Origin of the sequence: Burkholderia savannae, from assembly GCF_001524445.2 — a bacterium.
GTDB classification, from domain to species: domain Bacteria; phylum Pseudomonadota; class Gammaproteobacteria; order Burkholderiales; family Burkholderiaceae; genus Burkholderia; species Burkholderia savannae.
The window spans coordinates 593442-618777 of sequence record NZ_CP013418.1 but is presented as its reverse complement, the minus strand read 5'-3'; the positions used below and the strand labels follow the sequence as shown (position 1 = coordinate 618777).

Here is a 25336-nt window from a genome sequence, read left to right as displayed (position 1 = left end):
GTCGTCGCGCGTCAGTAGTCGTAGCGCAGCGTCGCGCCGAACATCCGCTCGTCGCCGACTGACGCCGTGTACGCGCCGTTGATCGTCGCGAACGACGCGAGGTAGTAGCGGCGGTCGAACACGTTGCGCGCCCACAGCGACAGGTCCCATTGATGGCGGCCCATCGCGAGCCGCCAGCCGGTCGTCAGGTTCAGCACGCCGTAGCCGGGCAGCCGGCCGTACGTCGAATCGTCGAGCGTGCCGTACTGGCTCGAGCGCAGCGAATACTGCGCGGCGACATACTGGTCGATGTCGTGACGCAGCCGGAACTGGTATTGCGCGTTCAGGTTGACGATCCAGCGCGGCGCGCCCGCGACGGGCCGCCCGGTCAGGCTGCAGACCGCCTTCGGATTCGGGATCGACACTTCCGACGGGCACGGCGCGTTCTCGTACGACGTGTAGGCCGCATCGACGTACGACGCGTTGAGCCCGAGCACGAGATTGCGGATCGGCATCGCGCGCACGTCGAGCTCCGCGCCGCGGCTCCTCACGTCGGCCGCGTTCGACAGCACCGAGACGACGCCCGTCGGCGTCGCGAGGAAGCTCGTCGCCTGATAGCCGCTCACCTGCGTCCAGAACAGGTTCGCGTTGACCGTCAGCCGGCGCTCGAAGAACTCGCTCTTCACGCCGATCTCCGCGTTGTTCGCGCGCTCGGGCCCGACGAGGAGCGATTGCGCGCCCTGCGTCGGCGCCGACGACACCGACAGGTTCGCGCCGCCCGATTTCTCGCCGTGCGACAGCGTCACGTAGCCGAGCACGTTCGGCGCGAGCTTGTAGCCGAAATTGAGCAGCGCCGACGGGCTCAGGCTGTACAGGTTCAGGTCGCCCGACGCGTACCGGCCGATCACCGCGTCGCGCACCGCCTGCACGGCGGGCGGCACGGCCGCGCCGCCCGCCGGCGCGTCGCGCGTGACGCTCGCCGATTTCGTCTCGTACGTGCCGCGAATGCCCGCCGTGATATCGGCGCGCGGGCTCGCGTGCCACGTGCCTTGCGCGAACAGCGCGAAGCTGTCGGTCGTCATCGTCGCGGGCGCGATCGACGTCGTGTTCGCGAGCGCGCCGCTGCGGTTGCCGAGCACGATCGCGTCGGCGAACGGGCCGTAGTACGCGAACGTCCGGTTGCTCAGGCGCTGATGGAAGTAGTACGCGCCCGCGACGTAATCGAAGCGGCCGCCGGTGGGCGACGCGAGCCGGAACTCCTGCGACAGCTGGTGATCGTTGACCGCGACGCCCGTGTTGTAGATCGCGGGCTTGTCGAGGTTGTCGTCGTTCGCCGGCTCGAAATTCCAGAAGCGCGCGGCGCTGATCGACGTCAGCGTGTGGCCGCTCGGCAGCGTGTAGTCGACTTCGGCCGACAGCCCGCCCTGATGCACGCTCACGTGCTGCCGCGAATCGAGGTTCACCTCGTGCAGCGCGGGGTTCGTGACGGGCGCGGCGCCGATCGACGCCGCGCGGCTCAGGAACGGGTTGTAGCCGTTGATCGTCGGCCCGAAGCCGTACAGCACCGTCGTGCCGTAGCTCGAATCCTCGCGGTGATAGTCGGCGATCACGCGCGCGTTCAGGCTCGCCGACGGCTTGAACAGCAGCTCGCCGCGCACGCCTTCGCGCATGCCGCCGTTGAGCCGGCCGCCGGTGTAGCGGTTCTTCACGTCGCCGTCGTCGTGCGTGCGGTACAGCACGAGCCGGCCCGCGACTGTGTCCGCGAGCGGCCCCGACAGCACCGCCTTCGTCTGCGCATAGCCCCGCTGGCCGACCGACTGCTCGATCGACGCCTCGGCCCTGAACGTCGGCCGGCGCGTCGTGATGTTGATCACGCCGGCCGTGCTGTTCTTGCCGAACAGCGTGCCCTGCGGGCCGCGCAGCAGTTCGATCTGGTCGATGTCGAACGCGTCGAACACGGCCATTCCGGGGCGGCCGAGATAGACGTTGTCGAGATAGACGCCCGCGCTGCCCTCGAGGCCGTCGTTCGCCGGATTGTTGCCGAGGCCGCGCACGGAGATGCTCGACTGGCGCGCGTGGATGAACGCGACGTTCGTGCTCGGCAGCACGGTCTGCAGGTCCTGCACGCGGTAGTTGCGCTGCAGTTCGAGATCGTCGCCGCTGACGGTCGAGATCGGCGCGGGCACCTGCTGCGCGTTCTCCTTGCGGCGGCGCGCGGTGACGACGACGTCCTTCAGCGCGGCGCTCGACGAGGCGGCGGCGCTGCGCCCGGCCGGTGGGGTTGCGGCTGAGGCGGCTGGGGCGGCTGAGGCGGCTGGGGCGGCTGGGGCGGCTGGGGCGGTTGGGGCGGTTGCGGCCGGCGACGCGGCGTCGCGTCGGTCAGCCTGCCCAGCCTGCCCAGTCGGCCCAGTCGGCCCAGTCGGCCCGGCCGATCGGGCCGCCTTCGACGGCCCGCCGCCGGAAGCGCCCGCGTCGGATGTCGCATCGGATGTCGCATCGGATGTCGCATCGGATGTCGCATCGGATGTCGCGCCGCCGCCTGCGGCCCCGAACGATTCCGTCGCGCGAACCGGTCCGCTCGCACGCTCGGCGCGAGTCGCGTCGGCGGCGCTTGCGGCATCGGGCGCATTCGCCGAATCGGCCCCGCCCGCAACCGGCAACGCATTCGCCGTCCGCGCGGCGGGCGGCGGCGCACCGGCGGCTTCGACGCCGTCTCGCACGCCGGCCGCCCGGGCCGGATCGGGCGCGCGCGTCGCGGTTTCGGCGAGCGCGAGCGTCGATGCGGCCGGCAAGCCCGCCGCGCTCGTCGCATCGCGCCCATCGAGCGCATTCGTCGCGCCGGGCTTCGTCCCCGCATTCACCGCATTCGCCGCATTCGCCGCCTGCGGCGCACGCGCCACGTCCGCCGCCGCGCCGGCCTGCCCTTGCGCGCCGGCCTCCGCCTGCGCCCATGCCGCCGGCGCCAGCGCGGCCGCGACGAGCGTCGAGCCGAATCGAATCGTATTGCGCTTCATCGCCCCGCCCGTCAAAGCGCGCTGCCCGGCCGGCCGAACGATTCGTACGCCTGCCAGCGCGCGCCGAGATTCAGCTCGCGCAGCGCGGCGTCGAGATAGCTGCGGTCGATCCATTGGTCGACGTCGAACGTGCGGCGGATCAGCCCCGCTTCCTTCGCGACGCGCACGTCCTGCTTGAACGCGTCGACGTAATGGCGATCGATGAGCGGCGAGAACACGACGGCCGGATCGCTTTCGGCGAGCTCGTTGCGCCAGACGGTCGGCGGAATGCTCGCCTGCTGCTGTTCGAGCGCGATGTACGCATCGAGATTGCGCTTGTCGGATAGCCACTGCGACGCCTCGACGACGGTCTTCACGACCGTGCGCGCGAGCTCCGGATGCGCGCGCAGGAACGCGGACGACGCGACGAGCCCCGCCTTCAGCGTGCCGACGCCCTGCCGGCCCTTCGTGCTGACGGGCACGTCCGCGAGCCCCTTGTCGCGCAGCACGAACACGCCGGCCGAGCCCCACGCCGCATCGATCCGGCGCGCGGCGAGCGCCGCGGCCGCCGCGTTCGGATCGAGATTGACGATGCGGAAATCGCGCTCGGCGAGGCCTTCCGCGCGCAGCACGCTGTCGAACGACAGTTGCAGCGCGGTCCCGCGGAACACCGCGACCTGCTTGCCCTTCAGCGCGCGCAGGTCAGTGACGCCCGAGCCCGGCGTCACCGCGAGAAAGCCGTTCACGTTGCGCGCGAGCGCGGCGACGAGGCGCGTGTCGAGGCCGTTCGCGCGGCCGATCACCGCCGCGAGATCGCCGAGAAACGCGAGATCGACCTGCCCGTTCGCGAACGCCTCGTTGATCGCCGGGCCGGCGCCCTTGAAGAAGGTCCACCGCACGTCCACGCCCTGTTTCGCGAACGCCTTTTCGAGCAGCCGGTTCGCATGGATCACGTCGACCACGCCGCCGCCCGCGGGCTTCGGCCCGGCGCTCGTGTCGGGCACCGCGATGCGGATGACGGTTTGCGCGAATGCGTGGGCCGGCGCGGCGAGCGCCCACGCGAGCATGACGAGCCGAAGCGGCTTCAGCCATCGAATCAGATGCTTCATGGAAATCCTGGCGTTCTGGGGTTGAACGAAGCGAGCGACGCGCGGCGCGCGATGCGCGGCGGCGGCGGCAGCGGCAGCGCGCGACGCCACCGCGCTGGGGGCGAGGTCGCTCGGCGCGCGCCTGCGTCGACATGCCGACATCAAGCGGCCTTCGTGTCCGCGCTCGCGCGCGGATTCGGCTCGCGCAGCCGCGTGACGCTGCGCCGGCCGTCGACGCCGACGGGCACGTCGCCCGCGAGCGTCACGCGGCGCACGACGCGGCGCGCGTCGCCGTAGTCGTTGACCGCGTAGTGCTGCGTCGCGCGGTTGTCCCAGATCGCGACGTCTCCTTCGCGCCAGCGCCAGCGGACGATGTTCTCGAGCCGCGTCACGTAGCTCTGCAGCAGTTCGAACAGATGCGCGGAGCCGCCCGGCGTCACGCCGATGAAGTGCTTGAGGAAGTGGCCGAGGATCAGCGTCTTCTCGCCCGTCTCCGGATGCACGCGCACGACCGGATGCTCGGTTTCGTAGCGCGTCGACACGAACACCTCGCGATAGCGCTTGAGCGCCGCGACGTCGTGCGGCGTGTCGCCGGTGCCGATCCGGTGGCTCGCGTAGTCGTACTCGTTGCTGTGCACGGCCCACAGCGCGTCGGCGAGCGTCTTCAGCGGCGCCGGCAGATCGTCGTACGCGGCCGCGGTGTTCGCCCACACGGTGTCGCCGCCGACTTCCGGAATCGTCACGCCGCGCAGGATCGACGCCTGCGGGTACGCGTCGACGAACGTGACGTCGGTGTGCCACGAATTCGCGCGGCCGCCGCGGTGCGAATCGAGCTCGAGCAGATAGTCGGTGCCTTCGACGACGGGCACCGTCGGATGCGCGACCGGCTCGCCGAGCCGCTTCGCGAAGCCTTCCTGCTCGGCGTCGCTCAGATGCGCCTGGTCGCGCAGGAAGATCACCTTGTGCTTGAGGAGCGCGGCGCGGATCGCGTCGACGGACGCCGCGTCGAGCTGCGCGGACAGTTTCACGCCATGGATTTCGGCCCCGATGCGGCCGGTGACGGGGCGCACGTCGAGCGTGTTCGATACGGCGAGACTCAGATTGGTCATGACGGACTCCGATGGAGAAAACGATGGACGAGACGAAACGGCGCGCCTGCGCGGCGCGCGGCGACGGAAACGACGAAAGCGGCGAATCGGAAAAAACCGGAAAAACCGGGTGCGGCGGCCGCCGCGAACCGCGCGGCCGGATCAGCGGCGGCGACAGCGGCAGATGCGCGCGCGGCGCGGCGCGGGATGCACGCGGCGTCGAGTCGGGCGATGGGCGGATAGCGCGAACGTATTCAGCACGTCAAGGGCTCTGCCGGTTGCATTTGATGGAGATCATTATCGGCAGAGCGGCGGCGGCGAATCTATCGCGCGTTGGACATTTGACAGAAGAAGTTCGCATGCCGTTATGCGCGGCGGCCTGAAAAGCTCAGCAGGCATTCGGATGAAACCTGGAGGACGGCGTGCGCCCGCGGCGCGCGTCCGCACCGGTTCAGTCGAGCCACGGCGGCCGGCCCTTGGTCGACGTCCCGATCGGGCGCGCGCCCGCGCTCCGGTTCGGCGATCCGACGCCGATCGACGCGAGCCGCCTGCGCTGCGCGTCAGGGGTTGCGGAGCACGCCGCCGCGCCTTCGATCATGCGCATGCAGGCGCATGCCGTCGGGAAACGGCCGAAGGGAAACGGCCGAATCTCGGCCGGGTCGAACCTCGCCGCGATCGAACGCCGGATCTATCCGGCCCGCGCGATCGCGGCGGCCGGGAACGGTTGGCAGCCGTGGCACGCCCGCACGGAAGTCACGCGGCCGTGCCGATTGTCATGGCGGATCGATCGAGCGCTCGCGTCGCCGCCGACGGAACCGAAACCGGAATTGCGCGCGCCGCGCGTATCGCGCGCGGCCGCGCAGATCCGGCGGCTGCGCCCGCGCCGCCGCGATCGGAGCCGTGCACGCACAGCCCCGCCCCCGGCGCGGCGCGTCACACCGTCATTCTTCGCCGTCACTGATCGCGCGCAGCCCGTCGAGATCGAGAATCGTCAGCCGGCTGTACTGCGAATCGATGATCCGCTCGCGCACGAGCCGGCGCAGTTCCTTGTTCACGCTCTGCCGCGACGCGACGAGCAGCGACGCGAGATCCTCCTGCGACAGCCGGATCGTCAGCTCGATCCCGCGCGGCGTCGGCTGGCCGTGCCATTCGGCGAGCGTCAGCAACTGGTCGGCGAGCCGCGCGCGAAAGCCCGACAGCGCGGTCCGGCCGATCCGCCGGTGCAGCGCGCGGCTGCGCACGCAGATGAGCTCGAGCACGCCGCGCAGCAGCGCCGGCTCGCGCTCGAACTGCGCGAAGAGCGCGTCGCGCGAGATGTGGAACAGCGTGGTGAGCCCGTGCGCGCGCTGGTCGTGCATCGAGCCGCCGCCGTCGATCACCGGAATGAAGTTGATCACCTCGTTCGGCCACATGTAGACGGCGACCGCGCGCGCGCCCGCCGCGTTCGTCCAGCTCATCTCGATCGCGCCGGACAGCACCACCTGGATGTCGTCGCACGGGCCATGGCGCGCGAAGATCAGCTCGCCGTTCAGCCAGGTCTTCAGATAGCCGGCGTCGCAGAGCCCATCGATCGATTCGGCGGGCCAGTTGCGCAGGCACGGATTCGCGGTGAACGCCGCGTGGATCGCGCGGCGCGTGCGCGCGTCGAGCGCGCGGCCGGCGCGTTGCGGCTGGAACGGCAGCGCGGCGTGCCCGGACGACGGGCGCGGCGCATGCGCGGGCGGACGGCGTATCTCGATCGCTTCGCTGATCTCGCTCATGATGTCGACGCGCATCGCGCGGGAAGAATCGGGGCAGCACATGAAAGCACCGTTTCCCGCCCTCGCCAACGACTTCTTTTTTATGTGCTTATCACGGCCGGGCCGCCGCGCGGCTGGCCGGCAAAGCGGCCGGGCGCGCCGGCCCGCGGGCCTCGGCCGCGCCGGCGGCCCTGATCGCCGCGCGGCCGTCGTGCGCATGCGGCCGCCGCCTGGCCGCGCGTCGCGCCGACACGCGCGCGGCGCGCCGCCCCGCGATCGCGCCGCTACTGCCGCGCCGCCTCCGCGCCGCGCGCGCCGACCGGATAGATCAGCCACGGATCGCCGTCGATGTCGCGCCAGTACGCGCCCTGCGCCTCGAGCACCGTCGCGAGCCGCTGCCGCAGCCGGTTCAGTTGCGCGTTCGACGCCGTCTCGAAGAAGGTTCCGCGCACCTCGCGCAGCGCAATGCCGGCGCGCTCCATCCGGTGCACGAGATGGATGAACGTCGCGACCGCGTCGCTCGGGCCGCCCCCGCCGCCGCGCGTGGCGAGATCGCAGACGACGAGGCTGTCGTCGACGAGCCGGTAGACGAGATCGAGATCGTTGACCCGCACGCGCCAGCCGATCCGGAAATGGCTTTCGCCGAAATACGCGGGCTCCGGATGCATGCCCTGCGCTTGCAGATAGCGGGTTGCCGCATCGAGGGCTTCGGCCTGCATCGCGCCTCCCGTCAGTACCGCACCGCGGCGGCCATCTGCCCCTGCAGCGTCACGAGCTCGCGCAGCGCGTCGCGCATCTGCCGCGACGCGTCGAGCGCGCGCTCGAGGGTCGACGCGAGCGCCTTTTGCAGACGCTCGACGGACTGGCTATCGAAATCGCCCTGCAACTGCGTCTGCTGCGCGTCGCGCACGAGCGACGCGTTCGCGACGCCCGCGATCCCCTGCCCGGCCTTCGACAGCCCGTCGGTCGCGGTCGCGCCGAGCTGGCTGCCCGACGCCGCGCCGAGCGCGCTCATCGCGCCGCCGACGATCTGCGCGACCGCCGACGCCATCGCCGCGTCGAAGTTCTGCATGATCGCCTGCTTCCTCGTCTCGAGCACGCCGACCTGCCGGTCGAACGCGATCCGCTGCATCGTCTCGTTGAACGTGCGCTCCAGGTCGCGCATGTCGCTGAAGATCTTCTGCAGCCTCGCCTTCAACTGGTCGATCGTCGCCATCGGCCCCATCGCGGCGTCGCCCCCGTCGAACAGGCCGGCCGCGCCGAGCCCCGGCGTATCGGTGCGGACCGGCGCGCCGCCGGCTTGCGTCACAGTACTCATCACTCGTTCTCCTCGAATTTCAAACGGCGTCGTTGCGCCGTGCGTTCAAACCATCGCCGCGGCGACCCGCGACTGCACCGCGCCGCTCTGCCTGAGCGCCTGGCCGCCGTCCTCGATCGCCTGCCCCGCCTTCTCGACGAGCGCCTGCGCGTCCTTCGTCTGCGCTTCCTTCTGCTGCTTGTAGAACTCGAAGCACATCTGCAGCCATTGCTGGTCGAGAATCAGTTGGTCGATTTCCTTCTGCAGCTTCGCGCGCTCGACGCCGAGCACGCCCGACGTCGTCTGGCTCGCGGCCGCGACCGTCGCGCGCGTCGTGTTCAGAAGCGGCGACAGCGACGCCTTCAGCGCGGCCGCCATCACGTCGCGCTTCACTTGCTTGGCGATCGCCTGCGTCAGCGCCTGCGCGGTCATCTCGGCGCCGCGGTCGATCGCCTCGTTCGCGACCTTCTGCACCGCCTTCGTCACCATCTTCTCGATCGCCTCGCGCGAGAAGCTCTCGAGCATCCGGTTCACGCCGAGCTGCTGGACCGTCTTCTGCAGCGCTTCCTTGCCCGCCTTCTTCGACGCCTCGAGCGCGGCCTTGCCGAGCCCCTGCAGGATCTGCTCGGACACCTGCGACGCGACTTCCTTGCCGACCGCCTGCGCGGCCGTCTCGACCGCCTGCTTGCTGCCCGCCTTGACCGCCTGCTCGAGCGCCTCGCCCGCGCCCTTCTCGAGCACGGCGGTCGTCGCCTTCGGAATCGCCTTCGTGAGCAGCATGTTGCGCGCGGCGCTCGTCACGTCGACGACCGCGCCCGCGATCTCGAACGTCAACTGCACCTTCGCGGCGACGTCCGCGACCTGCCGGTACTTGTCCGCGTTCTTCTCGTCGATCAGCGCGAGCGTGTTCATCGTCGCCTTCACGACGCCGGCGAAGCCCGCCATCAGGTCCATCGCGCCGCCCGCGACCATCATCGCGTTGCCGGACAGCGCGCCGCCGATCATCTTCGCGACGCCGGACACGACCTCGACGGCCGCGACGATCCAGTCGAAGATCACGCCGAAGATGCCGGCCTTCTTCGCCTTCTGCTGCTGCTCGACCGCGTTGTCGATCTGCTCGCGATAATCCTTGATCTCCTGCCGGCGGACTTCCTCCTGCTTCGCGGACATGATGTCGAGCGCCTTGCTCTTCAGCTCCGCGGTGTTACCGAGCGCCTTCGTCGACAGCAGCGTCGTCGCGAGCAGCATCGTCTCCATCGACATTTTTTCGAAATCGCGCAGGCCGATCGACGACGCCGAGCCTTTTTCGCCGGATGCGCGATCGAACTGGCCGAGCACGCGCCCAAGCGCGCCCGCCGCCTCCTTCATCGACACGAGCGCCTGCGCGGCGAGCGGCGCGCGGCCGTCGGCGGCGAGCCCCGCGCGCGCATCGTCGACGACGGCCGCCGCGACGCGCAGCAGGCCCGCCGCGGCGCGCGCACGCGCCGCGCCGTCCGCCTGCCGTTCGGGATCGATCGGCGCGAGCGCGCCGCCTTGCGTTCCATGTGCGTTGATCGCAACCGTCATTTCATTCCTCCCGTTCACATTGCGCGCATTGCGCGAGCTGCCGCGCCGCGCGCGCCTTCAGCTCGCTGTGCTCGCCGCGCTCGCCGCACCAGCCGAGCGCCGCGCGAAACGCCTTCGCCGCGTAATCGGAATTGCCGGCGAGCCGGTAGCTCACGCCCGCGTGATACGACGCGCGCGGATCGTCCACGCGTATCATCCCGGCGCGGCTGAAGCAGAAGATCGCTTCGTCATGCGAGGCGAGCCGCTGCTGGCAAAGGCCGAGCGCGAACCAGTAATCGAAGTTCCAGTGATCGACGCGCGCGAGCATCAGCAGGAAGTTGCGCGCCGCGTGCAGCTCGCCCGCGTCGAGGAGCTGCGTGGCATACGCGTACAGCGTGTCGAGATCGCGCCGCTCGACGTCGGCGAGCATGCGAATCGATCCGCCCGACGCGAAAAAGCGCTGCAGCACCGCGTGATCGTCGTGCGGCGTCGTTTGATTGAGTGCGGCCATCGGATGGTCTCCCGTGCGGCGGCCGGCGCGCGCGAAGCCGCGCCGGCCGCGCGGCGCGTCAGCGGATCGCCGACGCGATGCCCTTCGTCGATTCGGCGAGCATGCTTTGCAGGCTGTTGATCATCTGCACCGCCGTGTTGTAGTTCTGCATCAGCTGCTGCATCTTCAGCTGGCTCTGCTGGATGAAATCCGACGCGCGCCCCGATACCGATTCGAGCGACGACTTCACCGACATCAGGTCCGCCTTGTCGAGCTTGCCGCCCTTGTCCTTCATGAAATCGTCGATCGTCTTGCCGTTCACGAGGATGTTGTTGTCCTTCATGTACTTGAGCACGTCGGCGGGCAGCTCGGTCTTGTCCTCCGGCTTGACGAGCTTCGCGAGCGCCGCTTCCACCTTGTTCGCCATGTCCTGCGCGTCGCGCGAGATGTTCGACTTCTTCTGCATGTCGTCCAGCTTCGCCGTCGTCTGCCGGCTCAGCAGATCCATGATCACCAGCATCATCGCGATGCTGTCGCCGATCGGGTGCGGATTCGCGACGTTGCGCTCGCTCGCGCCGCCGATCGGGTCGACGTTGGACATCTGGCTCTGGGCGGTCGGTTGAATGGTCGTCATGTCTCGGATTCTCCGTTTCGTTCGTTTCGTTCGTTTCGCTACGTTCCGTTCGCTTCGCTGCGGCTTGCTTCGTGTTTCCGGCTTCGTGCTGTTTCGCTGCGCGGCCGGATCGGACGGGTGTCAGACGAATGCGCGAGCGAATTTCCTCGGCGTCCGGCGCTCGCGCGAGGCCTCGGGCTGCGGCGCGGCGGCGAGCGCGAGCTGCGCGATTTCGTCGCCGAGCCGCTTCAGGCACTGCTCCGTCTTGCCGGCCTGCTCGGTCATGCGCTCGGCGAGGCCCTGCCCGCCGTGCTTCATCAGGTCGTCGAGACGCTGCAGCTTGCGGCGCGCGTCCGGATCGCGCGCGGCCCGCGCGCGTAGCGCCGCGATCTCGTCCTGCAACGCTTCAAACGCCTGCATCTGCTCGCGCATCGCTTCCTTGCGCCGGTGCAGGTCGGTCATCGCATCCTTCAGTTGCTCGAGTCCTTGCATCGCTCACCTCGTTCTTGACGGTTTCATCGTAATTTCACCGCGCGATTTCGCTTTACTGAAAACCGCGGCCGCTTTCGAATTCGTACCCGCGCATGCGCGTTTACCGCAATCGCCGTCGCGCGGCCGGCGCGCGCGAAGCCGCGCCGGCCGCGCGGCGCGTCAGCGGATCGCCGACGCGATGCCCTTCGTCGATTCGGCGAGCATGCTTTGAAGGCTGTTGATCATCTGCACCGCCGTGTTGTAGTTCTGCATCAGCTGCTGCATCTTCAGCTGGCTCTGCTGGATGAAATCCGACGCGCGCCCCGATACCGATTCGAGCGACGACTTCACCGACATCAGGTCCGCCTTGTCGAGGCCCGCCGCGCCCTGCAGCGCGCTCATGATCGTCTTCATGTGATCGACGCTGATCTTCTGGCCGGGCCGGTAGTTCACCTCGGGCAGCGACCAGATGTAGTCGCACACGCGCTTGCCGTCGATCTTGATGCCGAGCGAATCCATGTAGCTGACCACGTCCTGCCACGGCGTCGACGTCATCCCGTCCGCATCGGCCTTGTCGATCATCGACTGCATCTTTTCGAGCATCTGCGCGAATTTCCGAGGGTCCGGGCCGGCCGCCGTCTTCGCCGCCATGAACTCGTCAATCGTCATGCCGTTCACGAGGATGTCGTTGTCCTTCATATACTTGAGCACGTCGGCGGGCAGCTCGGTCTTGTCCTCCGGCTTGACGAGCTTCGCGAGCGCCGCCTCCACCTTGTTCGCCATGTCCTGCGCGTCGCGCGAGATGTTCGACTTCTTCTGCATGTCGTCCAGCTTCGCCGTCGTCTGCCGGCTCAGCAGATCCATGATCACCAGCATCATCGCGATGCTGTCGCCGATCGGGTGCGGATTCGCGACGTTGCGCTCGCCCGGCGCGTCCACGGCGTATTGCGTGCCGACGGAAGCCGCGCCCTGGCGCTCAATGCCAACTTGCATCGTGGGACCCTCCTTTTTATCGTGCAGCCGGTGGTTGACTCGGCGCTGCCCGCCGCGTCCGACTGCGTCCGCGACGAGCGCCGATCGGCGCGCCCGAACGGCCGCGCCCCGATCCGTTGCGTCCATCGTAGCCACGCATCCGGCCGCGCTTTGTCGGAATCCGGCCGCGCATTCCGGTTTTTCGGCAACGGGCCGGCGACGCGCGCAAGTGCGGCATGCCGCCTCGCCGACCGACGGTTTCAGGTGATGACCTGAGACGATTTTTCAGCCAAATGGCCGATGATTCGGACCGGGCAGCAACAACAGCCACGGGGGCTTGATGCAAGTTGTACGATTCCTGTTCGGCCGCCTGAGCGGCCAGGTGAGGACGCGCGGCATGATCCACGCGGTGCCGGGCGACTGTATCGTCGTCACCCGTGACGACGCCGCGCTGTGCGACGCCGGCGCCGGCACCGACATCCAGTTCGCCGACTTCTACGCGGCCGACTTCCGCACGCTGTACGCGGAGATCAGCGCGCTGATCGACCGGCCCGAGGCGACGCCGTTTCGCGGCGAGCCGCTGCGCGTCGTGCCGACCTCGCCCGAGGTGATCGGCATGCTGGAGCTGCTCGCGCCCGTGTCGCGCCCGGCGCTCCTCAGCTTCCTGTACGTGTTTTGCCTCGGCGCCGATCGCGCGTACTTCTCGCGGCTGCTGCACGCGGCGATGGCGGGCGACACCGAGTTCGTCGACTTCGTCGACGCACACGCGCTCAATCCGTGGAGCGTCGCGCGCTTCGCCGAGGAGTTCGGGCTGCCGCCGCGCAAGTTCAACCTGCTGTTCGTCGAGAAATACGGGATGTCCGCGAAGCGCTGGCTCGTCGAGCGCCGTCTCGCGCACGCGCAGCATCTGCTCGTGTCGACGTCGATGCGCATTCTCGACATCGCGCACGAATGCGGCTTCTCGAATCACGCGCATTTCACCGACAGCTTCCGCCGCCGCTACCTCTGCAATCCGACGCAGTACCGGCTGCGCGCGAAGCGGCCGGCGGCCGCGGTGGCCTGACGGAGGGCCCTGCGATGGATATCGAAGCCGTCAATCAGCAGCTCTCGCGTCTCGTCGACAAGGTCGGCAACGACGTCGAGTCGAAAATGAACGCGTCCGACCTCAACGATCCGACCAGCATGCTGCAGGCGCAGTTCGCGATCCAGCAGTACTCGGTGTTCGTCGGCTATCAGAGCGCGGTGCTCAAGGCCGTCAAGGACATGCTGTCCGGCATCATCCAGAAGATATGACGGCGCTCTCGCAAGACGCGCGCCGCCTGCTCGTCGAGTGCGGGCTCGCGGCCGTCAATCACGGGCTCGCGCGGCACGCATGGGCGATCTACGACGCGCTGCCGGCGCTCGTCGCGGCCACAGGCGACCGGCGGCTCGTCGAAGCGACGATGCTGATCGGGCTCGGCCGCGACGGCTGCGCCGCGCGGCTGCTCGCGTCGATGCCGGGGCCCGACGCCGCGCTGCTGCGCGGGCTGCTCGCGCCCGCGCACGCGCCGTCCGGCGCGCCGCCCCCGTTCTCATCCGAATTCGCAAGGAGCCTCCATGGACATCACAGCCGCGCAACACGCGCTCCAGACGCTGCAAGCGGCGCAGCAGCCGGGCGCGACGCCCGTCGACCAGACCCAGATTGACGCGTTCACGCGCGCGCTGTTCGGCCAGGACGCGAGCACGCCCGAAGCGCGCGCGGCGAGCGGCTTCCAGCATCGCTCGCTCGGCGTCGAACGCGCGCTCGACGCGGCGCGCGATCCCGGCGCCGCGCTGATGCAGCCGCTCGACATGCTCGCGAACCAGTCGGCGATGCTGCGCGCGATCCTCGAAGTCGACCTGACCGCGAAGGCGGCGGGCGCGGTGTCGCAGGGCATCAACAAGCTGGTGAACATGCAATGACCGCACGCGCTTCACGCGCCGTGTGCGCGGCCGCGCTCGCGCTGTCGCTCGCGGCCTGCAAGACGGATCTCTACACGAACCTGCCCGAAACCGAGGCGAACCAGATGATCGCGCTGCTGATGCTGCGCGACATCGACGTCGACAAGAAGCTGTCGAAGGACGGCAACGTGACGATTCGCGTCGATTCCGACCAGTTCGTCAACGCGGTCGAGCTGATGCGGCAGAACGGGCTGCCGCGACGCAAGGCGGCCGCGCTCGAGGATCTGTTTCCGTCCGGCCAGCTCGTCACGTCGCCCGCGCAGGAGCAGGCGAAGATCACGTTCCTCAAGGAGCAGCAGCTCGAGAAGATGCTGCGCGCGATGGACGGCGTCGTCGACGCGCAGGTGTCGATCGCCGAGGGCGATCCGCAGAACCGGCGCGATCCGCCGCAGCCGTCGGCGTCGGTGTTCGTCAAGTACAGCCCCGAGCGCAACTTCGCCGCGCGCGAAGCCGAGATCCGCAGCCTCGTCGTCACCGGCACGCCGGGGCTCGCGGCGGATCGCGTGAGCGTCGTGCTGCAGCCCGCCGATTACCGCTACGACATGCCGGCCGAAGTCGGGCCGCAAGCCGACGCGGGCCTCATCGCGTGGCTGCGCGCGCACCGGCTCGGGCTCGGGCTCGCGCTCGGCGCGCTCGGCATCGTCGCGAGCCTCGCGGTCGCCGTCGTCGCGTCGCGCGGCCGCTCGGCGGGCGAGCCGCGCGCGTCATGATCATGAGCGAACCGCCCGTCATGCCCGTCGCGCCCTCCATGTCGTCCATGCCCTTCACGCCCGCGCTGCAGCGCCTGCATCGGCTAGGCTGGCAACCCGGCGCGACGATGCACGACGGCTGGTGGCCGCATCTCGGACTCGCCGCGTGGCGCGAAAGCTATCGTCGCCATCCGGCGTGCCGCGCGGCGATCGACCGGCTGATCGTCGCGCGGCGCGGCTTTCCGCGCGCGCCGCTGCCCGCGCGGCTCGACGACAGGCAAAGCGCGCTGCTGTCCGTCGAGCCGCGAATCGAAGCGCTGATCGTCGCGCTCGGCGTGATCGCGCTCGATTGCGCGGATCATCTGCTCGTCACGCGATACCGCACGCACCTCGCCGGGCGGATCGGCGAGCGCGGCTGCGCGCAGTTGCTCGCGCTGCATCGCGGATGGCGCTCGCCCGCGCGCGTCGCATCGCCCGAGCGCCTCGTCGACGCCGCGACGGCGGCGGGCGTGCGATGGTGGCGGCGCGACGCGGGGGCGTGCGTCGTCGCGACGCTGCTCGCGACGCGGCTGCCGCCGGCGGACGATGCGCCGCTCGACGGGCCGGATGCGGCCGTGCGGCCGGCTGCGTTCGATGCGTCGGTTGCGTTCGATGCGGCCGATGCGTTCGACACGCACCAGACGCACCAGACGCATCAAACGCATGAGATGCGTGAGATGCACGAGACGCGCGGCATGCACGACATGCACGACATGCGAGACGCCCGGGTCCTGCGCGCGACGCCCGGCGCGACCGACGGGTGTGAACGGCTCGCCGCGCCCCCCGACGCGACGAGCCCATCGACCGCAGCGACCGTACCGACCGCAGCGACCGCGCCGACCGCATCGATCGCGCCGCACGCGCTCGCCGTGCGAAACCCGCTCGACGCATCGCCGCCGGCAACCGCCGGCTCCGCCTCCGACAAGCTCCTGAAACTCGCCCGCTTCCTATGAACGGCCTCGTTCCTCCGATCGTCTCGCTGCCCGGCCCCGCGCCGCTCGACGTGCATCTGCCGGCGGACGCGCTCGCGCGCTATTGCGACGCGGCGGCCGTCGTCGCGGCCGCGCGCGACGAAGCGCGTGCGCTCGTCGATCAGGCGCGGCGCGAGCTCGACGCGGCGCGGCAAGCGGCCGAGCGGGTGCGCGACGACGCGTACCGCGAAGGCGCCGCCCGCGCCGAAGCCGAGCTCGAATGCCGGCGAGACACGTTGATCGACGATACCGTCCGCTGGCTGATCGACGCGCGCGAAGCCGAGGCCCGGATCGCCGAGCGGATCGACGCGCGCGTGCGCGCGCTCGTCGCGAGCGTGGTCGAGCCGTACCTCGGCACGCACGAGCCCGTCGCGCTGCTCGCGCAACGCGTGCGCGTGCGCGTTCGCGCCGACGCGCACGGGCAAGCGTTCCGCGTCTTCGTGTCGCCGGCGAACCTGCCGCGCGCGCGCGGCGCGCTTGGGCACGACCCGCGCGTGCGAATCGACGCCGACACCGCACTGTCGGACCGCGCCGCACGGTTCGAAACGCCGGACGCGATCGTCCGCTTCGATCTCGACCGGCATCTGCGCCTGTTGCTCGCGCGCCTCGCGGGCCCAACCGAGGAGACTCGCTCCGATGCTCAACCGTATTGATCCGGCCGCCGCGCAGGCGAGCGCCGCCGCGACGCCGGCCGGCGCCGGCGCGGCTTCCGCGCAGCCGGTCCAGCGGATCGTGCCGCCGCAGTCCGCGCACGAGCTCGCGCAACGCGAGCTCGCCGACGCGCCGCTCGACTTCGGCGGCGCGCCGCTCGAAGCGGCGGGCGTGTCGGGCGAATCGTTCGCCGAAACGCTCGAGGACATCGGCTTCGCGATCGGCGCGCGTTTTCGCGAGCCGCGGCGCGGCGCGGCGGACGGCCGCCCGGATCGGCCGCGCGCGCGCTCGATGCTGCATCAGTTGATCAAGCAGATCGGCGCGGTGTCGGCGGCCGAGCTCGCCGAGCTGCGCGAGCGGATTCCCGGCGTCGACGAACTCGACGATGCGGCCGACGCGATGCGCGACGCCGGCTTCAACGCGGGCGAAATCGCGCTGCTGCTCGGCGCGATGCTCGAAGAAGGCAAGCTGTCCGGCATGCGGCGCAAGCGCGCAGAAGACGCGCTCGCCGCGATTCTCGACGGCGACGAATGGGCATTGCAGCTGTTCGCCCGGCTCGAATTCGGCGTGGCCGGCCGCGCGGGCCTGAGCGAGCTGCGGCGGCTCTATCAGCGCGCGGCCGCGCGGCAAAAGCGCCTGACCGAATGGTTCGACGAATTTCGCCGCCTGCGCGACCGGCGGCGCAAGCTGAAGACGCTGATCCGCGCGCTCGCGTTCGAGCTGTCCGCACAGGGGCCGGCGATGGATGCGCATCTCGCGGCCGTGATCACGGACCTGAAACGCATCCTGCAGTTTCTCGGCGTCGAGGATCACTGCGCGCGCGCGGCCGACGCGTTGAACGCGCCCGGCGTCGACGCCGACGTGCTGCTGCAATCGCTCGTCGAATGCGTCGAGCAAAGCTGGATCAGCGCGGGCTGGCTCGCCGAGCGCACCGGCGCGGCGATCCGCGACGACGCGTTCCGCTACCGCTACGCGAAGGCGATGCAGGAGCTCGTCAAGCTGCTGCCCGTCGACTGCTACGAGGACGCCGGCCAGCGCGACGCGATCCTCGGCGCGTTCGCCGAGCATCTCGAAGCGCTGGCCGACGCCGGGCTGTAGTTCGGCGCGCGCTCGTGAGCGAAGATGGGCGGGCCATCGCTCGCGCGCGAACAGGAACGGCTCGCGCCGCACGCGCGCCGCCTCCCTTACCCGGCCGGCGGGCCCCGGTTCGCGCGCTTGCCCTTGATGCGACCGCCCTTCGCCGGACGGCCGCTCTCGATCCGGCCGGTCGCGAACCGATCGGCGCGCCGAATGCCGATCAGGCAAGTCTGGCAAGCATGTTCGCGCGCGACGCGCTGCAATTCGATCAGATGCGCGGGCGCGCCCCGGCCTCACCTCGCACGCGCTCGACGGGCGCGGCGAGCCGGCATTCGGCCGTACCGCCGGCGGCGCTCGGCCGCGCCGAATCCGTCGCGTCATGCCGTTCGTGACCCGGCGCTTCCGCAACGCCGGACGCGCCGACAATCGACCAATCGCCGCTGAACGCCTTCGATCGGCCGTCACGAATCCGCGGCCGCGCTCGGCCATCCGGTATCCGCGCCGATCCGGAACATTCGATCGTGTGCGATGTCGCGCGGCGCCGCTCGCGCAATCCGGCACGCACGGCCGGTTTCCCCATCGTGAGCGCTCGCCGGAGCATTCAGCCTCGCGGCGGCGTCCCCGCTTGGCCGGGCGGGCTGCCGTGATATCGCGCCCACAGCGTGTCGATCACGTCGCGCGCCGCGCTCGCCGCGAGCCGCACGGCGTCCGGACAATCGCCGCCCGGCGCGCACGCGCGCGCGAGCACGGCGAGCAGCCGGTCGCGCGCCTCGCCCGTGTCGTCGGCGAACAGCGTTTCTTCGAGAGCAGTCAGTCGTACCATCGGAGGTTCCTTGCGGGAGGATCACATGTCGAGCGGCACCGACACGAGGCGCTCGTCCTTGCGCAGGCTCATCGCGCGGCGCGTGACGCGCACGATCGCATAGCCGTTCGGCAGCACGCCGCCCAGTTGCAGACGCATGCCGTTCGCGAGCACGACGTAGATCGCGCCCGCGTGGCCGCCCACCGTCACGACGGGCGCGGGCAGATACGCGCTCGCCGTCTGTTGCGACGGCACGTCCTGCCACGTCGCGGCGAAACCGTCGCGGGCCGAGCGGTTGAATTCGGCGATCACGGCCGAAAGCGCCGCCGCGCGGGCCGGGTCCGCCGCGCCGCTGACGATCAGCGTCTTGCCGGACATCACGATGTTCAGGCCGTCGAGCGGCACGCGAGCCGACAGCGCTTCGTACAGCCGGCCGAACCACAATGCGCGATCGTTAACCGCGCGCCATGCGCGCAGCCCGCCCAGCATCTGAAGCTGCGCGGCGACGCGCTGCCACGCCGCATCGGCAACGATCGGCCCGCGGATCTCGACGCCGTCGAGCGTCGCGTCGCTGCGCACGTCCACGTCGCGGTAGCCGTTCAGCGCGAGCACGTTGCGCACGTTCTCGCGCAGCGTGTCCGCGCAGAGGCTCGCGTCGCGCATCGCGATGCCGCGCGCGCGCAACCGCGCCCGCAGCCGCTCGACGTCGCCCGACGACGCGCAAAGCCCGCTCACCTCCACCGAGCCGTCCGCCGCGCGCCGCGCATGCAGGCCGTGCAGCGCCGGCGCGCGCATCTGTTGCGCGAGCCACGCGTCGACATCGAATCGCGCCGGCGCAGGCGGGCGCCACAGAATCAGCGCGAGCCCCGCGGCGATCGCGGCGATCGCCGCGCACGCGAACGCCGCGCATGCGAGCGCGCGCGTCGACGCCGCCGTCGCGGCGCGACGCCGCGCGGGCACCGGCAGCGCGGACAGCGTATCGCCGCTTTCGCCGAGCACGAACGCGACGCCCGCGACGTCGATCGCCCGCCCGAGAGGCAACGCGCCGTGCGCATTCCACGGCTGGCCGTCGACCCACGCGCGCGCGTCGGCCGACACGCGCACGCCGTCCTCGCCGCTCGTCAGCTCCGCGCGCGCATCGCCTTCGAGCGGCAGCGCGATGTCCGCGTCGTCGCCGCCGATGCGCGTCGCGCCCGGCGGCAGATCGAACTCGAGGCCGGCGAGCGGGCCGTTCAGCCACTTGAGCTTGTGCATCGGATCGTCATGCCGGCTACGTCTGCCACGGATCGGCGCGGATCAGGAACAGCCGGACCGTGTGCCGCTGGCTCCGGCTCGTCGTCTTGAACAGACGCCCGAGAATCGGGATGTCGCCGAGCAGCGGAATCTTGCGCTCGCCCTCGCTCAGCTCGTCCTGCACGAAGCCGCCCAGCAGCAGCGCATCGCCCTCCTTGAGCAGCGAATGCGTCGCGATCTCGGAGCTGAGCGTCTGCGGCAACGGCTCCTGGCGGCTCAGCGGGCTCGTCTGGCGGCCGTCCTGCACGACGAGCGTCAGCATGACCTCCTGGCGGCCCGCGTCGCCGATGATGCGCGGCGTCACGCGCAGCAGCGAGCCCGTCGAAATCGATTCGAGCCGCGCGACGCGCTCGGCGCTCACCTTCGTATAGAACGTGATGTTGCGATCCAGCACCGCCTGCATGTTGTCGAGCGTGACGACCGACGGGCGCGACAGGATGCGCGCCTTCGAGTTCTGCTGCAATGCGCTGAGCTGCACCATGAAGTTGCCGGTGTTCGAGATCACCGTCGAGAAGCTGCCCGCGCCGGGCTGGCCGCCGCTGTTGAAGCTCACCGTGCCGCCGCCGATCCGCGCGGACGCCTGCCAGTCGACGCCGAGCGCGCCGAGGTCCTCCGCGTTGATGTCGATGATCGTGACCGAGATCTCGACGAGCTTCGGCTTGCGGTCGAGCTGCGCGATCAGGTCGCCGTAGAGGCTCATGTTCGCGCGCTTGTCGCGCACGATCACCGCGTTCTGCCGCGCGTCGGCGGCGAACATCGGCAGCAGCCGGTCGCTCGCCGGCTGCTGCCCCTGGCTGTCCTTGAGCGGCAGCGCGCGGCCCTGCGCCATCTCGCGCAGCACCGACACGACGCCCGGCACCGTCACCTGCTGCGATCGATAGCTGTACGACGTGTCGGCGGCCGTCGCGTACTTGAGCGGAAAGAAGCGCACCGACTCCTGATTCTGCTCGCGATTGATCGCCTGCTGATCGAGGCGCTTCGCGAATTGCGCGATGCGCTCGAGGCAGACGGGCACGCCGTACGCCTCGATCGCGTTCGCCTGCGCGATCGCCAGCACGCGGCATTGCCGCCGATCCAGCAGCCCGGCCGAGCGCAATTGCGCGATCAAGGTGGCGGAAGGCAGGTAGTCGAGCGCGATCAGACGGCTCGCCACCTCCTGCGCGCGATACACGTAGAGCGTTTGCCCGTCGTAGTACCACGCGAGCTGATAGAGCCGCGCGAGACGATCGAGCGCCGCGTCCGGCGGGCCGCCGTCGAGCGTGCCGATGAACGCGCCGTCGACCTGCTCGCTGACGACGACGGGCACCCGATAGTTCGCGCCGAGATCGCGCAGCACGTCGGCGAGCTTCGCGCCGCGCGTGGCGAGAAAGAACGGCGCCGCGCCGTGCGTCGGCAGCGGCGCGGCCCATGCTGCCGCGTTCGCCGCCACGCACGCGGCAAGCGCCGCGGCGGCCCGCGCGCGCATTCGCGTGCGACGAAACGCGCGCGTCATTCGAGAGGTCCTGCGCGACGCATGCCGCGCGCGGCCGCGTGATGCGCGCCGAGCCAGCGCACGACCGCGCCCTGCTGCTCGAGCCCCGCGCGCAGCGCGGCCGCATCGACGTCGCAATCGTAGCGGCGCACGAAGTAGAGCGTGCCCTCGTCCAGCCACAGCGCATCGTCGGGCTGGCCGCGCAGCGACGCGAGCCACAGCGCCGCGTGCGCAAGCCATGCGGCGTCGTGCGGCGCGCCGTCCACGGCGAACGCAACGCATACGCCGTAGGCGCCTTCGCCGCACCAGCCGTCCAGCTCGTCCATCGTCAGCGACCAGCGTCCGCGCCGCGCGTCGCCGATCGAAACCGATCCGACATGCCGGATGCATGCGGGAGCGTCAATCAGGTATCCGTGCTTCATGGCGTGACATTTTCAAGATAGACCTTGATAGAATCGATCCGGTCATCACCTGAATTTCGGACGCCTTGAGTAATTTTTCATCATCGTCTGGCACCCGCCCCATGGCTCTCACGCACACCGCCGCTCCCGCCGAGATACGCATCCTGGTCGTGGAGGACCATCCCCTGCTGCGGTTGGGCCTCAAGAACCTGCTGGATGCTTCGCCGCCGCTGTCCGTCGTCGACGAAATCAGCAACGGCCTCGACGTCTATGCCGCGTGCCAGCGGCTCGATCCCGACATCGTGCTGCTCGATCTCGGCCTGCCCGGCATGAACGGCCTCGACGTGATCCATCAGTTGCGGCGGCGCTGGCCGGACCTCGGCATCCTCGTCGTCACCGCCGAGACCACCGAACATCGCGCGAGCGCCGCGCTCGCGGCCGGCGCGAACGGCTACCTGCTGAAGAACAGCTCGAAGCAGACGCTGCTCGACGCGATCTGGAAAGTGTGGCGCGGCCACACGGTGATCGATCCGGCGCTCAACGTCGAGCAGGTCACGACCAAGGCCGTTGCCGACGGCGCGGTCGCGCTCACGCCGCGCGAACGTCAGGTGCTCAAACTGATTTCCGAAGGCTGCCGCAACCGCGACATCGCCGAGAAGCTCACGATTACGATCAAGACCGTGGAGACCCATCGACTGAACCTGATGCGCAAGCTCGACGCGCACAACGCGGCGGAGCTCGCCAACTGGGCGCACCGCCTCGGCCTGCACTGACGCGGCGCCCGCCGCTGCGGTCACGCAAACTGAATCGAGATCAATTCCGCCAGGTCCCGCACGTCCTGACAGCTCGTCCAGCCGCCCGCGCGCACCTGACGCTCCTGCTGCTCGGCCGCCTCGCGCACGAGGTCGAGCCCGCCCTGGCCCGCGCAGCCCTTCAGCGCATGCAGCACGTTCAGCATCGACGCGACGTCATTCGCGTGCCATGCGGCGTCGATCTGCCGGTGCAGATCGACGAGCGCCTGATGCAGCTTCTCGCGCATCGCGGCGTCGTTCAGATCGAAGAGCGGCGAGCATGACTTCGCGTTCGGCGTGAGCTCGACACCGCGCGCGAGCTGCGTCGACGCGACCTGATTGATCATGTCGGCCAGCTGCTCGAGCGAAACCGGTTTCGTCAGATAACCGTTCATTCCCGCCGCCCTCGCGCGCTCGTGCTCGGCGGGCGACGCGTTCGCCGTCAGCGCGACGATCGGCGTATCCGGATCGAGCACGCCCTCGGCCACGTGCCGCCAGCGCTTCGCGGTCGCCATGCCGTCCAGCTCGGGCATGCGCACGTCCATCAGCACGAGATCGAACACGTGCGAGCGGCCGAGCTTCAGCGCGAGCTGCCCGGACGCGGCCGCGCGCGTGCGATGCCCGAGCTCGCGCAGCATCTTGCCGACGATGTCGCGATTGACCGCGACGTCGTCGACGACGAGGATCTTCAGCGACCACGGGCAGATCGCCTTCGGCGCGACCTCTTCCTGCACGGCCTCGCCGCGCAGCGCGAGCACGACCTTGTCCCACAGCTTGCCCGGCAGATAGCCCGATTCGGGCATCGGAAACTGCACGTTGTCGCCCGTGTCGACTTGCAGCCCCCACATGCGCAGCTGCATGTGCAGCGCGGCCGGCGCGACGAGATGGCCCGCGAGCGGCGCGGGCGGCATTTCATCGGCCTGCAGCGGCAGCAGCACCGTGAAGCGCGTGCCCTTGCCGAGCTTGCTGTCGAGCAGGATCTCGCCGTTCATCAGGTTCGCGAGCCGCGACGCGATCGGCAGGCCGAGGCCGTTGCCGCTGTCGTGCGCGCGCACCTGCACGAACGGCTTGAAGATGTCGAGCTGGTATTCGTCCGGAATGCCCTTGCCGGTATCCTCGACGACGAACGCGAGCATGTCCGCGCGGCGCTCGACGCTCAGGTGGATGTGCCCCTGCTCGGTGAACTTCATCGCGTTGCCGAGCAGGTTGATGAGGATCTGCCGCACGCGCAGGCCGTCTAGCCACACGCGACGCGGCACGTCGGACGTGACGAAGGTCCGCAGGCTGAGGCTCTTCTCGTGCGCGCGGATGTGGATCGTCAGCATCGCCTGGTCGAGCAGCGCGAGCAGATCGGTCTGCTCGCTCGCGAGCTCGAGCTGGCCCGCCTCGATTCGCGAAAAGTCGAGCACGTTGTTGACGATCCCGAGCAGATAGCACGACGACTGCTGCGCGACGCGCACGAGATCCCGCTGCTCGGCCTGCAGCGCGCTGCGATTCAGGAGCGCGAGCGCGCCGACGATCCCGTTGAGCGGCGTGCGCAGCTCGTGGCTGATGCTCGCGATGTGCTCGCTCTTGCGGTGGCTCGCCGATTCGGCGATCCGCTTGGCCTCCGCGAGTTCGCGCGTGCGCTCGCGCACCTTGCTCTCGAGCGTCTTGTAGTACGCGTTGACCGTGCTGAGCAGCGAGTTGTACGCGCTCCCGATCCGGCCCAGCTCGTCGCGGCGCCCGGTCGGCAGGCGGCGGCCGAGGTCGCCCTCGCGCTGCGCGTCGATGATGTCGACGAAATGCTGCAGCGGCCGGCCGAGCTGCCGCTGCAGCGTGACGTAGACGAACGCGATCAGCAGCAGCTGCACGACGAAGGTCCAGCGCGTCGTCAGCGGCAGCAGCGACATCGCCTTGTCCGTGACCGCGCTCACCGGATAGATCGCGGCGAGCTGCCAGTTCGGGCCCGACAGCGGCGTGCAGATCACATAGTAGTTGCCCCGGCGATTCCAGTTCGTGCGGTCGCACTTCGGCGTGAGCACGAACGCGGGCGGCGGCTTCATCGGCGTGTCGGCGCCCATCCAGAACACGTCGCCCGCCTGCGATTGCAGCGCGAAGCGCGGCGGCGCCTCGAGCCCCATGTCCTTCGCGATCGACGGGATGTCGCCCACCCGCAGATTCTGGCCGGCGACGATGCCCGTGTGCGGATCGACGACGGCCGCCGCCGCGCGGAGCACGCCCTTCGAATCCGTGATCGCCGCGCCCCAATGCACGACGGGCAGCTTCGGCAGCGTGCGCAGCGTCGCCAGCGCGGCGATCTTGCGCTGCATGTCGTTCTTCGACATCCTTTCCGGCTCGAACAGCACGATGCCTTCCGTCGGCAGCAGCAGGAACGTGTCCATCCGGTTGCGCGGATCGGCGTGCCCGTAGATCTCGACGATTTCACGCGCGCGATCGACGAGCTCGCGATCGCCCTTCGCGTCCTTGAACGGCACGAAAATCGCATGCTGCCCCGAAGCCTGCGCCTTCGGGCGCAGGATGATCCGGTCGTCGAGCATGTTCCACCACGACAGCAGCATCCGCGCCTGGCGCTCGGCGTATTCGTAACGGCGGCTTTCCTCCTGCGCGATCGATTCGAGCTGCCAGGTGAGCTCGCTGCGCAGCTCTCTTTGCGCCTCGATGTATCGAAAATAAAAGCCGATCGACTCGGACAACAGCCAGAAAGCCGTCATCGCGCAACTCAGGATCACCATGATCCGCGCGGTCAGCGACTTTTCCCACAATGCACTCATTATTGATGTGTACCCCGCAACATCTGCGGCGTAATTATCGCATTTTGCATTTTCGCGCGCCGGCCGGTTCAGGTCTTTACCGTATGCCCCGCTCGGGCCCGATTCGCGAAGATGTCTCGACC

The 25336-nt window shown here is 69.8% G+C and carries 28 protein-coding genes; 10 read left to right on the top strand and 18 right to left on the bottom strand.

The window, feature by feature from the left end:
- Positions 1–11: 11 nt before the first annotated feature.
- The 3 genes from WS78_RS23725 to WS78_RS23715 all read right to left on the bottom strand — a co-directional run bounded on the left by WS78_RS23725 (position 12) and on the right by WS78_RS23715 (position 5169).
- A complete protein-coding gene (locus WS78_RS23725; protein ID WP_197419487.1) occupies positions 12–2993 on the bottom strand; it encodes a TonB-dependent receptor in 2982 nt (993 codons plus the stop codon).
- Between the two features lie 11 nt (positions 2994–3004).
- Complete coding sequence (locus tag WS78_RS23720; RefSeq protein WP_063889466.1) at positions 3005–4081, bottom strand: ABC transporter substrate-binding protein; 1077 nt, start codon at positions 4079–4081, stop codon at positions 3005–3007.
- A gap of 140 nt (positions 4082–4221) precedes the next feature.
- Complete coding sequence (locus WS78_RS23715) at positions 4222–5169, bottom strand: TauD/TfdA dioxygenase family protein (protein WP_059582066.1); 948 nt, start codon at positions 5167–5169, stop codon at positions 4222–4224.
- Positions 5170–5192: 23 nt separating this feature from the next.
- Between WS78_RS23715 and WS78_RS36225 the strand changes: the two genes are divergently transcribed.
- On the top strand, positions 5193–5531 hold the full coding sequence (locus tag WS78_RS36225) for a hypothetical protein (RefSeq protein ID WP_145986879.1): 339 nt from the start codon (positions 5193–5195) through the stop codon (positions 5529–5531).
- Positions 5532–5599: 68 nt separating this feature from the next.
- Here the strand turns inward: WS78_RS36225 and WS78_RS37230 are convergent, their stop codons facing one another.
- The 9 genes from WS78_RS37230 to WS78_RS23670 all read right to left on the bottom strand — a co-directional run bounded on the left by WS78_RS37230 (position 5600) and on the right by WS78_RS23670 (position 12296).
- On the bottom strand, positions 5600–5752 hold the full coding sequence (locus WS78_RS37230) for a hypothetical protein (RefSeq protein ID WP_197419488.1): 153 nt from the start codon (positions 5750–5752) through the stop codon (positions 5600–5602).
- A 337-nt stretch (positions 5753–6089) separates the two neighbouring features.
- Positions 6090–6908, bottom strand: a complete 819-nt coding sequence (locus tag WS78_RS23705) for a Crp/Fnr family transcriptional regulator (protein WP_161788711.1) — start codon at positions 6906–6908, stop codon at positions 6090–6092.
- A gap of 263 nt (positions 6909–7171) precedes the next feature.
- Positions 7172–7606: a type III secretion system effector protein SseE gene (locus tag WS78_RS23700; RefSeq protein WP_038754765.1), complete on the bottom strand. Its 435-nt coding sequence runs from the start codon at positions 7604–7606 to the stop codon at positions 7172–7174.
- A gap of 11 nt (positions 7607–7617) precedes the next feature.
- Positions 7618–8205, bottom strand: coding sequence for a type III secretion system translocon protein SseD (locus tag WS78_RS23695; protein ID WP_226377298.1), 588 nt, complete (start codon positions 8203–8205; stop codon positions 7618–7620).
- Between the two features lie 45 nt (positions 8206–8250).
- Positions 8251–9750 carry a type III secretion system translocon subunit SctE gene (gene sctE / locus WS78_RS23690; protein ID WP_059582071.1) on the bottom strand — a complete coding sequence of 500 codons (1500 nt, stop codon included), beginning with the start codon at positions 9748–9750 and terminating at the stop codon, positions 8251–8253.
- A 1-nt stretch (position 9751) separates the two neighbouring features.
- The gene (locus tag WS78_RS23685; protein WP_038754772.1) at positions 9752–10240 is read right to left on the bottom strand and encodes a SycD/LcrH family type III secretion system chaperone; all 489 of its coding nucleotides are present in this window, start codon (positions 10238–10240) and stop codon (positions 9752–9754) included.
- A gap of 58 nt (positions 10241–10298) precedes the next feature.
- Positions 10299–10853: a type III secretion system translocon protein SseB gene (sseB, locus tag WS78_RS23680; protein WP_059582074.1), complete on the bottom strand. Its 555-nt coding sequence runs from the start codon at positions 10851–10853 to the stop codon at positions 10299–10301.
- Positions 10854–10973: 120 nt separating this feature from the next.
- Positions 10974–11324 carry a hypothetical protein gene (locus WS78_RS23675; protein WP_038744729.1) on the bottom strand — a complete coding sequence of 117 codons (351 nt, stop codon included), beginning with the start codon at positions 11322–11324 and terminating at the stop codon, positions 10974–10976.
- Positions 11325–11483: 159 nt separating this feature from the next.
- Positions 11484–12296 carry a secretion protein EspA gene (locus WS78_RS23670; protein WP_059582255.1) on the bottom strand — a complete coding sequence of 271 codons (813 nt, stop codon included), beginning with the start codon at positions 12294–12296 and terminating at the stop codon, positions 11484–11486.
- 319 nt (positions 12297–12615) lie between these two features.
- On the opposite strand from WS78_RS23670, the gene WS78_RS23665 reads away from it, so the two are divergent.
- From WS78_RS23665 to sctW, 8 genes are read left to right on the top strand one after another with little or no spacing between them, the layout of a single operon-like run.
- Positions 12616–13338 carry a helix-turn-helix transcriptional regulator gene (locus WS78_RS23665; protein ID WP_226377297.1) on the top strand — a complete coding sequence of 241 codons (723 nt, stop codon included), beginning with the start codon at positions 12616–12618 and terminating at the stop codon, positions 13336–13338.
- 14 nt (positions 13339–13352) lie between these two features.
- Positions 13353–13568 carry a type III secretion system needle filament subunit SctF gene (gene sctF, locus WS78_RS23660; RefSeq protein ID WP_038747791.1) on the top strand — a complete coding sequence of 72 codons (216 nt, stop codon included), beginning with the start codon at positions 13353–13355 and terminating at the stop codon, positions 13566–13568.
- A complete protein-coding gene (locus WS78_RS23655; protein ID WP_063889467.1) occupies positions 13565–13960 on the top strand; it encodes an EscG/YscG/SsaH family type III secretion system needle protein co-chaperone in 396 nt (131 codons plus the stop codon). The genes sctF and WS78_RS23655 overlap by 4 nt, the downstream gene beginning before the upstream one ends.
- Positions 13872–14216, top strand: coding sequence for a type III secretion system inner rod subunit SctI (gene sctI, locus WS78_RS23650; protein ID WP_038747793.1), 345 nt, complete (start codon positions 13872–13874; stop codon positions 14214–14216). Before WS78_RS23655 ends, sctI begins: the two co-directional genes overlap by 89 nt.
- On the top strand, positions 14213–14965 hold the full coding sequence (gene sctJ, locus WS78_RS23645) for a type III secretion system inner membrane ring lipoprotein SctJ (protein ID WP_059582078.1): 753 nt from the start codon (positions 14213–14215) through the stop codon (positions 14963–14965). The genes sctI and sctJ overlap by 4 nt, the downstream gene beginning before the upstream one ends.
- Before the next feature lie 38 nt (positions 14966–15003).
- Positions 15004–15936 (top strand): type III secretion system domain-containing protein, encoded by a 933-nt coding sequence (locus tag WS78_RS23640; protein WP_197419489.1) that lies wholly within the window; start codon positions 15004–15006, stop codon positions 15934–15936.
- Entirely contained in the window at positions 15933–16607 is a 675-nt protein-coding gene (locus tag WS78_RS23635; RefSeq protein WP_059582085.1) for a hypothetical protein, read from the top strand. The genes WS78_RS23640 and WS78_RS23635 overlap by 4 nt, the downstream gene beginning before the upstream one ends.
- Positions 16591–17703 carry a type III secretion system gatekeeper subunit SctW gene (gene sctW / locus WS78_RS23630; protein WP_059582088.1) on the top strand — a complete coding sequence of 371 codons (1113 nt, stop codon included), beginning with the start codon at positions 16591–16593 and terminating at the stop codon, positions 17701–17703. Before WS78_RS23635 ends, sctW begins: the two co-directional genes overlap by 17 nt.
- Before the next feature lie 86 nt (positions 17704–17789).
- Here sctW and WS78_RS37760 read toward each other — a convergent pair whose 3' ends face one another.
- From WS78_RS37760 to WS78_RS23605, 5 genes are all read right to left on the bottom strand, one after another.
- Complete coding sequence (locus tag WS78_RS37760) at positions 17790–17945, bottom strand: anthrax toxin-like adenylyl cyclase domain-containing protein (protein ID WP_231752765.1); 156 nt, start codon at positions 17943–17945, stop codon at positions 17790–17792.
- A gap of 338 nt (positions 17946–18283) precedes the next feature.
- Positions 18284–18505 carry a hypothetical protein gene (locus WS78_RS23620; protein ID WP_059582092.1) on the bottom strand — a complete coding sequence of 74 codons (222 nt, stop codon included), beginning with the start codon at positions 18503–18505 and terminating at the stop codon, positions 18284–18286.
- A 21-nt stretch (positions 18506–18526) separates the two neighbouring features.
- The gene (gene sctD, locus WS78_RS23615; protein WP_059582097.1) at positions 18527–19738 is read right to left on the bottom strand and encodes a type III secretion system inner membrane ring subunit SctD; all 1212 of its coding nucleotides are present in this window, start codon (positions 19736–19738) and stop codon (positions 18527–18529) included.
- Between the two features lie 16 nt (positions 19739–19754).
- Positions 19755–21269: an EscC/YscC/HrcC family type III secretion system outer membrane ring protein gene (locus WS78_RS23610; RefSeq protein WP_082717377.1), complete on the bottom strand. Its 1515-nt coding sequence runs from the start codon at positions 21267–21269 to the stop codon at positions 19755–19757.
- Complete coding sequence (locus WS78_RS23605) at positions 21266–21670, bottom strand: hypothetical protein (RefSeq protein ID WP_226377296.1); 405 nt, start codon at positions 21668–21670, stop codon at positions 21266–21268. Before WS78_RS23605 ends, WS78_RS23610 begins: the two co-directional genes overlap by 4 nt.
- A 101-nt stretch (positions 21671–21771) precedes the next feature.
- Between WS78_RS23605 and WS78_RS23600 the strand changes: the two genes are divergently transcribed.
- On the top strand, positions 21772–22422 hold the full coding sequence (locus WS78_RS23600) for a two component system response regulator (RefSeq protein WP_038747807.1): 651 nt from the start codon (positions 21772–21774) through the stop codon (positions 22420–22422).
- A gap of 20 nt (positions 22423–22442) precedes the next feature.
- Here the strand turns inward: WS78_RS23600 and WS78_RS23595 are convergent, their stop codons facing one another.
- Positions 22443–25214: a two component system sensor kinase gene (locus WS78_RS23595; protein WP_038747810.1), complete on the bottom strand. Its 2772-nt coding sequence runs from the start codon at positions 25212–25214 to the stop codon at positions 22443–22445.
- Between the last annotated feature and the right edge of the window lie 122 nt (positions 25215–25336).

Bases quoted from the DNA above. Each gene is read 5' to 3' on its own strand.
- WS78_RS23605 (WP_226377296.1), bottom strand. From the start codon at position 21,670: ATGAAGCACGGATACCTGATTGACGCTCCCGCATGCATCCGGCATGTC.
- WS78_RS23705 (WP_161788711.1), bottom strand. From the start codon at position 6,908: ATGAGCGAGATCAGCGAAGCGATCGAGATACGCCGTCCGCCCGCGCAT.
- WS78_RS23685 (WP_038754772.1), bottom strand. From the start codon at position 10,240: ATGGCCGCACTCAATCAAACGACGCCGCACGACGATCACGCGGTGCTG.
- sctI (WP_038747793.1), top strand. From the start codon at position 13,872: ATGGACATCACAGCCGCGCAACACGCGCTCCAGACGCTGCAAGCGGCG.
- sctD (WP_059582097.1), bottom strand. From the start codon at position 19,738: ATGCACAAGCTCAAGTGGCTGAACGGCCCGCTCGCCGGCCTCGAGTTC.
- WS78_RS23635 (WP_059582085.1), top strand. From the start codon at position 15,933: ATGAACGGCCTCGTTCCTCCGATCGTCTCGCTGCCCGGCCCCGCGCCG.
- WS78_RS23670 (WP_059582255.1), bottom strand. From the start codon at position 12,296: ATGCAAGTTGGCATTGAGCGCCAGGGCGCGGCTTCCGTCGGCACGCAA.
- WS78_RS37230 (WP_197419488.1), bottom strand. From the start codon at position 5,752: ATGCGCATGATCGAAGGCGCGGCGGCGTGCTCCGCAACCCCTGACGCG.
- sseB (WP_059582074.1), bottom strand. From the start codon at position 10,853: ATGACGACCATTCAACCGACCGCCCAGAGCCAGATGTCCAACGTCGAC.
- WS78_RS23700 (WP_038754765.1), bottom strand. From the start codon at position 7,606: ATGCAGGCCGAAGCCCTCGATGCGGCAACCCGCTATCTGCAAGCGCAG.
- WS78_RS36225 (WP_145986879.1), top strand. From the start codon at position 5,193: ATGGACGAGACGAAACGGCGCGCCTGCGCGGCGCGCGGCGACGGAAAC.
- WS78_RS23725 (WP_197419487.1), bottom strand. From the start codon at position 2,993: ATGAAGCGCAATACGATTCGATTCGGCTCGACGCTCGTCGCGGCCGCG.
- WS78_RS23595 (WP_038747810.1), bottom strand. From the start codon at position 25,214: ATGAGTGCATTGTGGGAAAAGTCGCTGACCGCGCGGATCATGGTGATC.
- WS78_RS23720 (WP_063889466.1), bottom strand. From the start codon at position 4,081: ATGAAGCATCTGATTCGATGGCTGAAGCCGCTTCGGCTCGTCATGCTC.
- WS78_RS23600 (WP_038747807.1), top strand. From the start codon at position 21,772: ATGGCTCTCACGCACACCGCCGCTCCCGCCGAGATACGCATCCTGGTC.
- WS78_RS23715 (WP_059582066.1), bottom strand. From the start codon at position 5,169: ATGACCAATCTGAGTCTCGCCGTATCGAACACGCTCGACGTGCGCCCC.
- sctE (WP_059582071.1), bottom strand. From the start codon at position 9,750: ATGACGGTTGCGATCAACGCACATGGAACGCAAGGCGGCGCGCTCGCG.
- WS78_RS23620 (WP_059582092.1), bottom strand. From the start codon at position 18,505: ATGGTACGACTGACTGCTCTCGAAGAAACGCTGTTCGCCGACGACACG.
- sctF (WP_038747791.1), top strand. From the start codon at position 13,353: ATGGATATCGAAGCCGTCAATCAGCAGCTCTCGCGTCTCGTCGACAAG.
- WS78_RS23655 (WP_063889467.1), top strand. From the start codon at position 13,565: ATGACGGCGCTCTCGCAAGACGCGCGCCGCCTGCTCGTCGAGTGCGGG.
- WS78_RS23665 (WP_226377297.1), top strand. From the start codon at position 12,616: ATGCAAGTTGTACGATTCCTGTTCGGCCGCCTGAGCGGCCAGGTGAGG.
- sctJ (WP_059582078.1), top strand. From the start codon at position 14,213: ATGACCGCACGCGCTTCACGCGCCGTGTGCGCGGCCGCGCTCGCGCTG.
- WS78_RS23695 (WP_226377298.1), bottom strand. From the start codon at position 8,205: ATGAGTACTGTGACGCAAGCCGGCGGCGCGCCGGTCCGCACCGATACG.
- WS78_RS23610 (WP_082717377.1), bottom strand. From the start codon at position 21,269: ATGACGCGCGCGTTTCGTCGCACGCGAATGCGCGCGCGGGCCGCCGCG.
- sctW (WP_059582088.1), top strand. From the start codon at position 16,591: ATGCTCAACCGTATTGATCCGGCCGCCGCGCAGGCGAGCGCCGCCGCG.
- WS78_RS23640 (WP_197419489.1), top strand. From the start codon at position 15,004: ATGTCGTCCATGCCCTTCACGCCCGCGCTGCAGCGCCTGCATCGGCTA.
- WS78_RS23675 (WP_038744729.1), bottom strand. From the start codon at position 11,324: ATGCAAGGACTCGAGCAACTGAAGGATGCGATGACCGACCTGCACCGG.